This window comes from Pseudomonas protegens, assembly GCF_003732485.1.
GTDB lineage: Bacteria > Pseudomonadota > Gammaproteobacteria > Pseudomonadales > Pseudomonadaceae > Aquipseudomonas > Aquipseudomonas protegens_B.
Window position 1 is genome coordinate 153,133 of record NZ_MOAK01000080.1, and the last position, 1,446, is coordinate 154,578.

General features: G+C 56.4%; 1 pseudogene. It reads right to left on the reverse strand.

Going from position 1 to position 1,446, the window contains the following annotated elements:
* Window positions 1–180, reverse strand: a pseudogene (locus tag BLX41_RS35965) (FAD-binding protein); the annotation flags it as partial.
* Window positions 181–1,446: the final 1,266 nt, after the last annotated feature.

Genomic DNA, 1,446 nt, shown 5'->3' on the forward strand with positions numbered 1-1,446 from the left:
GGTGGCCAGGGTGTTGGGGTACTCGCCCGGCTGGATCTCCCGCCCTCGCTCCAGCAGACAGACCCGCCGACCGGCCCGGGACAATCGGGAAGCGGCGATGCCGCCCCCGTAGCCGGAGCCGATGACAATAACGTCGTAGTGTTCCTGGATCTCGCTGATGGGGGTCGCGATCCGAGTCATGGCGGGGTTCCTCTCAGGCAGATGGGGCAACTCTGTGGTCGCCTCTAATGGGTAAAACCGAGCGCGCAGCAGGCAGCCGGACAAGCAGGCCTTGGCGCCAGAAACACAAACAGTGGGATCAGTGATGGAGTCGGAGCCAATGGCTCGCGGGCAGGGCTATAGACGAGCGCGTTGGTTGGCGGCGCGGCGACGGGTACGTCGAGCTAGGGAAGTTCGGATCGGGGAAACCTGCGATAAACGACAATCCATTGCCTGCGCTCCCTGAACCGTATGTGGATAAGTAGCTGCCAAGTCCTTGTGCCATCAGTGAAGACAGGCCACTTGTCACTGTCAAGAAAGCCATTAGAACTGTATGAAATTTGATCTATTGCCGTACACGCTATGGATTACAAGGGGTACAGCCTTCCGCGAACATGTTATCCACACCTTGGCCCACAGCAACTGTGGGCAAGTGAGCAGGCGCTGGGGATATTTCGGTGGGCATTACCAGGAAAATCCGTGACTTAGGGGAAAACAGCAGTTTTACCGGCAATTGATCAATTATTGAACAAACCTCTGGAACCACCGTATTCAAAGGCCTGTAGCGGAAGGCGAACACCTTATCCACAGAACGGCCAACAGACTTTGGGGGCAACTGAAGCCAGCAGCGTCAGCAACTGTGGAAAACCCCTGGAAACCGCGAAATATCGGGGCTTTACCCGAATAATCGAGCCTGAACAGCATGTTTGGGTGTTTTTTGATCAACCCATTCAAAGCCATGCTCAGCGGGGCCTGCAGCGGAAAGCGAACATCTTATCCACAGAAGCGCCAACAGACTTTGGGGGCAAGTGCTGTGCAAAAGTCTTTTCGGATATTTCTCTACCCTGAAAAAAAAGCCATAAAAATCGCCAGCTTAGGCTGTTCAAATTTCGTACAGATGGCTACAGGGCATGTTCCACATGGGCTTGAGCAAGGCGCGAACACCTTATCCACAGGTACGCACACAGGGATTGTGAGTAACCCATCGCTACTCTTGTAGGAGCTGGCTTGCCAGCGAATGGCGGAGTCCAGAGATGTGCAAAACCATGACGCCCCCTTCGCCGGCAAGCCGGCTCCTACGGTGGGTGCAGGCGCGATTTCCCTTGTAGGAGCTGGCTTGCCAGCGAACGGCGATGCCCAGAGATGTGCAAAACCATGACGCCCCCTTCGCCGGCAAGCCGGCTCCTACCGTGGGTGCAGGCGCGATTTCCCTTGTAGGAGCTGGCTTGCCAGCGAACGGCGGTGTCC